General features: G+C 63.3%; 6 protein-coding genes and 2 pseudogenes. 2 read left to right on the top strand and 6 right to left on the bottom strand.

Going from position 1 to position 7,034, the window contains the following annotated elements; all coding sequences use genetic code 11:
- A pseudogene (locus AC1DY5_RS35880) lies at positions 1-256 on the top strand (alpha/beta hydrolase); the annotation flags it as partial.
- Between the two features lie 133 nt (positions 257-389).
- Here the strand turns inward: AC1DY5_RS35880 and AC1DY5_RS35875 are convergent.
- From AC1DY5_RS35875 to AC1DY5_RS35855, 5 genes and pseudogenes are all read right to left on the bottom strand, one after another.
- Positions 390-1,397, bottom strand: coding sequence for an extracellular catalytic domain type 1 short-chain-length polyhydroxyalkanoate depolymerase (locus AC1DY5_RS35875; protein WP_478119249.1), 1,008 nt, complete (start codon positions 1,395-1,397; stop codon positions 390-392).
- A 350-nt stretch (positions 1,398-1,747) separates the two neighbouring features.
- Complete coding sequence (phaP, locus tag AC1DY5_RS35870; protein ID WP_478119248.1) at positions 1,748-2,386, bottom strand: TIGR01841 family phasin; 639 nt, start codon at positions 2,384-2,386, stop codon at positions 1,748-1,750.
- 1 nt (position 2,387) lies between these two features.
- On the bottom strand, positions 2,388-2,771 hold the full coding sequence (locus tag AC1DY5_RS35865; RefSeq protein ID WP_478119250.1) for a hypothetical protein: 384 nt from the start codon (positions 2,769-2,771) through the stop codon (positions 2,388-2,390).
- Positions 2,702-2,932, bottom strand: coding sequence for a DNA-binding protein (locus AC1DY5_RS35860; RefSeq protein ID WP_478119247.1), 231 nt, complete (start codon positions 2,930-2,932; stop codon positions 2,702-2,704). The genes AC1DY5_RS35865 and AC1DY5_RS35860 overlap by 70 nt, the downstream gene beginning before the upstream one ends.
- Before the next feature lie 1,129 nt (positions 2,933-4,061).
- Positions 4,062-4,922: pseudogene (locus AC1DY5_RS35855) on the bottom strand (aminotransferase class V-fold PLP-dependent enzyme); the annotation flags it as partial.
- 76 nt (positions 4,923-4,998) lie between these two features.
- On the opposite strand from AC1DY5_RS35855, the gene AC1DY5_RS35850 reads away from it, so the two are divergent.
- A complete protein-coding gene (locus AC1DY5_RS35850) occupies positions 4,999-6,036 on the top strand; it encodes an AraC family transcriptional regulator (RefSeq protein WP_478119246.1) in 1,038 nt (345 codons plus the stop codon).
- Positions 6,037-6,083: 47 nt separating this feature from the next.
- On the opposite strand, the gene AC1DY5_RS35845 is transcribed toward AC1DY5_RS35850, so the two are convergent.
- The coding region (locus AC1DY5_RS35845; RefSeq protein WP_478119245.1) for a beta-keto acid cleavage family enzyme at positions 6,084-7,034 on the bottom strand (951 nt) is incomplete at its 5' end.

The following is a 7,034-nucleotide window of genomic DNA, read 5'->3' as shown; positions in this document are numbered from 1 at the left end:
CGACATGGTCCTGCGCGTTCGACGGTCGCTACCGGTGCCGGCGACCGCCATCTATTCGCGCACGGACGGCATCGTAGCCTGGGAGACGTGCGTCGAGGAAGACCCATGCGACATCAACGAGAACATCGAGGTTTTCGGCAGTCATTCCGGACTGGGATTCAATGTGCAGGTGCTTTGCGTCATCGCCGAGCGCCTTGCGCAGCCGAACGGGGCGTGGAGAAAAATGGGGAATCGCTTCCTCTCGCCATCGCAATGATTCCACGGGTCCGATGCGGGGCCTTGTTGGGGCGAACGATCGCGTAGACGGAAAACCGAAGGCACTGGGGCCGTTCGAGGGTGCTTCATTGAATTGCGACCCGCGGATCGCTGGCCAAGTAGGTTGACCGGACTCAGGCCGCGAGCCGGTGCCGCAAGAAGAATCGCATCATTTCGTGCGAAGCATCGGGGCCGGTGGCATCGTTCAGCCGCAACCCTTCACTACCGCCGGCCCAAGCATGGCCGGCGCCATGCACGATCCAGAGCTCGCGAACCGGCACGCCACCGGGGCCATAGTCGACCGAACGCGTGTAGGCACGTCGTCCTTCGTTGGCATCCGTGGTAGTGCTCAGCGATTTGAAGGGCAGCGGCTGATCCTGAGCGATTCGGGGTGGGGCGTGAATGGCCTCGGCATTGGACGGATGCACTATCGCGTCTGCGTCACCGTGGAAGACGATGCTTGCGACCGTATGTGGGAGCTCTGCGTCCAACGATGCGGCGTCCTCGTCCTCCGTCCGCAGACGGGGGCCACCGGACATCAATCGCATGCCCGAGTACACGTCGTGCGCAAGGCCGGCGGGAGCGCCGGAGTGCACACCGAGCGCGGCATACAGCCGTGGATAGTCTCGTACCAGCACCGCGGCCATCGCGCCGCCGGCCGACATGCCGGCCACGTAGATCCGCGCCGGGTCGATGTCGTGATCGCGCATCACCTCCCGGGTCATGGCTGCGATCACGGCGGCGTCGCCCTCGCTGTTGGAGGGGTCCTGCAACGCATACCAGGTCCAACAGCGCAAGGGGTGGGCAGACAGCGACTGCTCGGGATACAGCACCAGCGCCCCCGACGACTCGGCGGCTTCGTTCATGCGGGTGCCGGCGGCGAACTCCTCGGCGCTTTGCGAACAACCGTGCAGCATCACGAGCAAGGGCGCCTGGCGGCGACTGCGCCGCGCCGGCTCGTAGAGCATGTAGCGACGTTGCGGACTCTTGCCGTAGTGTCCCTCGATGAATCGTCCTGAAGCCCCTGTCTTGGCACCTGACGCGGGTCGTCGCAGGCCTGCGACTACGTCAAGCACCGCACGCGGCGGCGCGCCGCCCACGCGGTTCAGCCAGGCCTTGCACCATCGCCACGCGGCACTCATGGGGGCCGGCCCGACGTTCTCGGGGCGGGGGCGCGTTCGCTTGAAGAGCGCCACGTTACTTCGCCCTCGGCGGCGGCGCGTTTGATTGCTTCACGGGTTCTGACAGACCGTTCGCAAGGCTGGTTGATTTCTGCATGAGTACCTATGGGAAGCGTGCGATGCACGAAGATGGCTTGAGCAGGATGCCTCTGCAGTCTCGGTTGGCGCACGAAGTCGGACGCAACCCTGGGGCCATCACGTTTCGCTCGAGGTCGGCCGCCAACATTTCGGTGCTGCTCGAAAAAAGGGCCTGACCTGGGCCCGGCCGCTCAATCGACCCCCGGGCATCCGGAGCGCGGGGGTCGTCAGGATCAGGCTTCTTCGAGTGCGCCTTGCGTGGTCTTGGTGACCTTCGCGACGTTGGTGGTCACAGTGTCGGAAACCTGCTGGGCGGCCGTATTTGCGCCAACGTAGGCCTTGTTCGCGGCATCGACTGTCGAATTCGCCAGTGCGAGGAATTTCTCGGCGCCGGGAGCGCCCTTCATAGCGCCACTGACGGCATTCAGGAACTTGGCCTGCACGTCGGCGATTTGCGCTTCGAAGGTGGCGCGTCGGGCCTCAGCGACGCGCGCGAAGATCGCCTGCACTTGGCGCCCATAGGCTGCGGCCTTCTGCGGCGCGGCTTTCAGCGCTTCGGTCTGCAGCTTCAGCACGTCGACCGGGCTCTTCGCCTGCAGGGCGACTTGGCTGATTTCCTCGGATTCGGCCAGCACGGTCTTGATCGTCTGCAGGTTCAGCGCGCTCAACTGCTCCGCGCTTTCGAACGCTTGCGAGCTCTGGTTCAACAGGGTCTCAATGGAAGCCTTGGCGGGGGTGGCGAATTGGTCGAGGTTCATGAGCATGAGAGACTTTCCGTGGGTTTGGTCAGAGAGACGTTTGTTGCACTGCAACATGACCCAGTCTATCCGTCGTTTTCCCCAATGCAAGCAGTGATTGCTGCGTTGCAGCATATTAGAGGGGCGCAATTAAAGAGACAGGTCGATCGAGCTCGCGCTGGGCCAGCGCCATCGCGCCTTCCTGGCGCAGTCGTTCAGCGGCCGCGTGGGTGTCGTCCAGCAGGGCATTGTGTCTTGCCACCTCCCTGGCTGCGACCTCGCGCTGCCTCAAACCCTCGGCGGCCAGCGCGGTGACCTGCTGCTCCAGTGATTCGCGGGCCTGCTGCGACGAAGCGAGGGCATGGTCCAGGCTGGCCCGAGTCTGCGCAAAGGCTGCCTCACGTTGCGTGAGTTCGCCCTGGTTCCGCACCAGTTGTTCTTCTTTCGCTCTCAGCTCGCTGCGAGCGATCTCCAGTGCGGCTTCCTGCTCCTGCTCGGGCTCGCGCCGTGCCGTTCCCACAAGAGGCGCGTGGCGTTTCTTACGCTCACCGGCACGCCGTCCGCATCGTTGCTGGCCGGCGGCGCAGCCCCACCGGCGACCCGCGCCCCCAGAGACGCACACCAGCGTTCCAGCATCGGACTGACCGTATTTGGCGAGCCCCGCCCGAGCCGCTGCCGCACGCGCTCGATGGTCGGCCGCAGCCCTCGGAGAGGAGTTGGTCGGCCGCCGCCCAGACATCGGCTTCCTGGATGCCTCGGGTCCTGATTTCCCAGATTTCGATCATATGTCGACCCTCGTACTTTTCGGATTTCGACCGTCCTTCCCTTCGGATATTTACCCTCGATAAGGGTCAGCCTTTCCGTGCAGATTACGCTTTGTCTTTCCAGGCCAATGAGTTGGGCACATCCTGTTCGATGCCCGCGCACTGCGTCGTGCGAAGCCGGTTTCAAACCTTGGCGGACGTCCTGAAGAGGCGCCCGGCCGCCAGCAGCACCGAGGCGTACGCGTCGCGGAGCCGCTGCACCGATGAGATCGCACGTAGGGGTGCTAAAAATGCTCGCAGACGAAATGTCGCCCAGATGGTCCAACGGCGACTTTCGAGCAGTTCCGGTCGAATGCGATGGCTCGAGGGCTCATCCTGGGCCCTCACCCCTTCGGACTTTGGTGAATTTGACCCGCCCCAACGGCCGAACTGGCGCTTCTGGCGACCTCCCGATGTGGAGCCAGGGACGAAGCGCAAGGCAATGCCGCGCTGGCTTGTCCTCTAATACGTCCTGATGTGGGCGTTGCTGTCCTATCGCCTGAGCAGATTGAACAAGAAGATCGAGGGATCCACTGTCCGGCAACTCTGCAGCGTTTGCCGTCGTCCCCGGCCGCTCGAAGACCTCACGCTGTACGGCCGATCCAGTCATCGAGATGGCAAGGAGATCTCAGCATCGACGACCGGTTTCAAGGCTGTGCTGACATAACCCGTCGCCAGCGGCGCGGCGACGACCGGTCGCGTTCGAACATCAAGAGGCGCAAGCCGCACACATTCGGATCACACTCTCTCGGCAAACATGAAGCCAATTGGTTGGCGATTCCAACTTTCGACTTGGTGGTGCTGCCCGCAGCAGATGCTCGATGGCTCGGCTCCGCTTGAGTCTCGATCGCCACATCATCCGATCGGCTGATGGTCCGCATGCGCGTACCCCGGATTTCCTTCGAACGACTCAAAGCTGTCGTCGGCGAAGTGACCCCACCAAATCTAACGCTCTCACTCCACATTGCGGAAGACCTGGATTGCTTCCGTCCCGGCCCGCAATGGAATCAATGCGCCGTCCAGCGGATGGTAGGCGGGTCAACGCCGTCCTTGTACATCTCCCAAAGTGGCGACAGCTCGCGCAGCTTCTCGACGCGAGTCTTCAGCATCGACACGGCAGCCTCGACGTCCGCCTCGGTGGTGAATCCCACGGTGATGGGCAGGCTCGAATGCGCGAGTTCGTCGCTGCCAAGCGCGCGCAGCACATAGCTCGGCTCCAGGCTGGCCGATGTGCAGGCGGAGCCGGACGACACCGCAATCCCCTTGACGCCCATGATTAGCGATTCGCCCTCGACAAAATTGAACGAGGCGTTTATGTAATGGGGAAACGCGCTTGTCCCGATGCCTATTGATAAAGACCTGCTCCAGGTCCGACAGGCCATCGACCAGCTTGTCGTGCAGCCCCTGGATGCGTGCGATCTCTTGGTGCATTTCAGCCTTGGCAATGCGATATGCCTCACCCATGCCGACGATCTGGTGTGTGGCCAGCGTTCCGGAGCGCATGCCGCGCTCATGGCCGCCGCCATGGATCTGAGCTTCGATCCGGATACGCGGCGTGCGCCGGACATAGAGCGCACCAATACCCTTCGGCCAATAGGTCTTGTGCGCGGTGATGCTCATGGGATCGACGGGCAAGTTGCGCAAGTCGATGTCGAGTTGCCGGTGGCCTGTGCAGCGCCCACGTGGAAGACCGTGCCGTTCGCGCGGCACATCGCGCCGATCGCCTGGACGTCCTGCACCCCGCCGAATTCGTGTTGACCAGCATGACCAACGCCACGATGGTGTCCGGCCTCAAGGCCGCCTTGAACTTGTTCAGGTCGAGCAAGCCGTCTTCCTCGACCGACCTCGAATCCCTGCCGCTCCAGCTCCTCCTTGCGCACATAATCGAGCGACGAGAGGCTGCAGTTCAATCGGCCCTGCATGAGCGCTTGAGCGAGCCGTTCAATGAAACATCTAGGTCGACTGATTCGAAGCGCCAGCTTGAGCGGCTATGTGGACCTGGTGAAATCGCTGGGTCGGGACCCCTCCGCATTCATGCGCACCGTGGGGCTGTCGGCAAAGCTGCTGGACGATCCCGAGACGCTGATTCCCGGCGATGCCGTGCGCGAGCTGTTCGAGATCACGGCGCGCGCTACACGTACGGAAGATTTTGCGCTACGCCTTGCAGCCCAACGCAGGCTCTCGGACCTGGGACCGATCAGTCTCGTGCTGAAAGAAGAGCCCACGCCGAGGGACGCGCTCGATACGCTTTGCCGCTATCTGAAGCTGGTGAACGCCTCGCTGACTACCCGCATCGAGGACACTGGCGACGTGGTCATCATCCGGGAGGACTTGCTGCCGAGCCCCGGTTTGCCAATGCGTCAATCGATGGAGCTCGCCGTCGGCATCATGTTCCGCATTCTGGGCGATCTGATCGGGCCGCAATGGAGGCCGCGTCAAGTCTGCTTCACGCATCGTCCACCGTCGGACGTTTCTGCGCATCGGGCTTTCTTCGGTCGCATCGTGAAGTTCAACCAGGAGTTCAACGGCCTGGTCTGTCTCGCGGCCGACCTGTCGAAGCCGCGCGCGCTCGAGGACCGGGGCACCGCACGTTTTGCGCGCGAGCACCTGGAAGCAGCATTGCGGCATCTTGATGAAAGCGCACGCGCCACCTGTCGTGAGTTGATGCTGGCGCTGTTGCCTGGCGGAAGCTGCACGGCGCAGGAGGTCGCCCGACATCTGCGCGTCGATCGCCGCACGCTGCATCGTCGCCTCGATGCGGAGGGACTGACGTTCAGCACGTTGCTCGATCTGGTGCGGTCGGAGCTGGTCATGCGCCACTTGCGCGACAGTGACTTGCCGCTCAGCGAAGTGGCCGAGTTGCTGGGCTTCTCGGGCCCCAGCAGCTTCAGCCATTGGTTTCGCGATACCTTCGGATGCAGCGCCTCGCAGTGGCGCAACCAGGCTCTCAGCGGGGATCATGGAGTGCGCRGCGTCTCCTGAAGTCCGACCTCGAAGCGCAGCGCGTGCGACATGGTCTCCACGAGGATTCAGGCCGCCTTGCGCAAGAAGCCCTGGTTGCCCCCGTTGCGATTCGGCGCGAAACCGTTGGCCAGGAGCGATTCTTCTGCAGTGTCGTAGAAGACACCGATTCTCGAGATCTCGCGCGCCTGCTGGGCCGTGGCGATTGGGCGGCCGAACTCGCGCGAAATGCGCACCAGTTGCTCGATCTGTGCCGCGGTGCCGATCTTCGCCGTGCGCGTCTGATTCCACAGAACGTCCTCGGTGCCGCAACGCACGTGCAGGCCCATCGCGATGCCCATCATGTTGACCGGCAGTACGTTGCGCACCGAGCTTTCCACGGTGAGCACCGCGCCATCGGGAACGGCGCGCACGAAGTTGGCCAGGTTGTAGATGTTCGGCGCATCCATGCCGCCGCTGATGGCCACCCAGTTYATGACCAGCGGGCCCTTGTAGACGCCGCGGCGCATCAGGCGCTCGACCGATTCGAAGCTGTTGATGTTGTAGCACTGGAACGCGCTTTGGATGCCGGCGGCCGTCAGGCGGCGGATGTGCTCTTCGACCCAGCCGGGCTGGGCCGGCACGGTCATCTCCTTGTAGGCCTCGAAGATGGCGGGAATTTCCCTCGACGTGCCCTTGAAGTCGGCCAGTTCCGCATGCTCGGTGACATTCATCTGCGAGGTGTTGACGGTCACGGTCACCTGGTCCGGCTTCGGTTCAAGGTCGGCCAGCATGTGGCGTGTGTCGTCGGACAGCCACTTGGCCGCGGCGCCTTCGTTCTCCGGTGCGAAGCTGATCGAGCCGCCCACCTGGATGATCATCTCGGGCACACGCGCCCGCACACCCGCAATCAGCTCGTTGAACTTGGAGAGGCGCTTGCTGCCTTTGCCGTCAAGTTCGCGGACGTGCAGGTGCAGCACGGTTGCGCCGGCGTTGTAGCAATCCACCGCCTTCTGGATCTGCGCTTCCATCGTGACCGG

The sequence above is a fragment of the Variovorax sp. P4_D9 genome (assembly GCF_056401695.1).
Note: the sequence above shows the minus strand (reverse complement) of the source record. Positions and strands in the feature narration are given on the sequence as shown.

Excerpts from the sequence above, each read along its gene's own strand:
- AC1DY5_RS35875 (WP_478119249.1), bottom strand. The coding sequence starts at position 1,397 with ATGAGTGCCGCGTGGCGATGGTGCAAGGCCTGGCTGAACCGCGTGGGC.
- phaP (WP_478119248.1), bottom strand. The coding sequence starts at position 2,386 with ATGCTGCAACGCAGCAATCACTGCTTGCATTGGGGAAAACGACGGATA.